Genomic DNA, 833 nt, shown 5'->3' with positions numbered 1-833 from the left:
GGGGGGGGCGGGGCGGGGACGTGCGAGGGTGTGTCCAGGGGGGGGGGGCGGGGGGCGTGCGGGCTGGCGGGGGCCGCGTTAGGGCGCGGGGGGTGGGTGGGGCGGGGGGGTGGGGGGGCCCGTCGTTGCGGAGTGTCGGAACAGTGGGGGCGGGAGGCGGGCGCGTCGGCGTTTGCGTATCCGCGGCCCTGTCGTCAACGCGATGAAGGTTTGCCCGCCTGCGGCGGGGGCCGCATAATCCGCGGCTTTTTCGCGGGAGCAGCGGATGTTCAAGAACGCCCGGGTATTCCGGCTCAACACGCCCTTCGAGCTCGACGACGTCGCCCTGCACGAGCGGCTCGCGGAGAAGGCCTTCCGTGGCTGCGGCCCGCTGGAGGCGATGACTATGGGCTGGGCGCCGCCGCTCGGCCCGCAGGCGGAGATGCTCGCACACGGGGTCAACGGCTGCCTGTTGGTGGCGGCGCGCCGCCAGGAGCGGCTGCTGCCGGCGTCTGTGATCAGCGAGGCGGTGGCCGAGCGGGTCGCAGAGCTGGAGCAGGCGGAGGGTCGCGATGTCTCGCGCCGCGAGCGCTCGCAGCTGCGTGATGCCCTGCTGGCGGAGATGCTGCCGCAGGCCTTCACCCGCTCGCGGCTGGTGCCGGCGCTGATCGACCCGCAGGCTGGCCGGGTCGTCGGCGATGCGGCTTCGGACAAGCTCGCGGAAGAGGTGCTGTCGCTGCTGCCCGAGCGCCTGGGCTCGCTGCCGGCACCCCCCCTGGCGGCCCCCGCGGCGGCGGCGGCCCTCACCGGCCGGCGTGCGCCCGGCACCGCCCCGGCGGGGCGCCCCCTCGCGG

The 833-nt window shown here is 76.4% G+C and carries 1 protein-coding gene; it reads left to right on the top strand.

What is annotated here, in order from left to right; translation table 11 throughout:
- Nucleotides 1-265 precede the first annotated feature (265 nt).
- Nucleotides 266-833: recombination-associated protein RdgC (locus tag I6U14_RS15690; protein ID WP_296900459.1), on the top strand; the 568-nt coding region annotated here is incomplete at its 3' end.

This window comes from Thiohalocapsa sp. (assembly GCF_019695415.1).
Lineage (GTDB): Bacteria > Pseudomonadota > Gammaproteobacteria > Chromatiales > Chromatiaceae > Thiohalocapsa.
The sequence above is the reverse complement of the archived record's forward strand: the minus strand, read 5'-3'. Positions and strand labels throughout refer to the sequence as shown.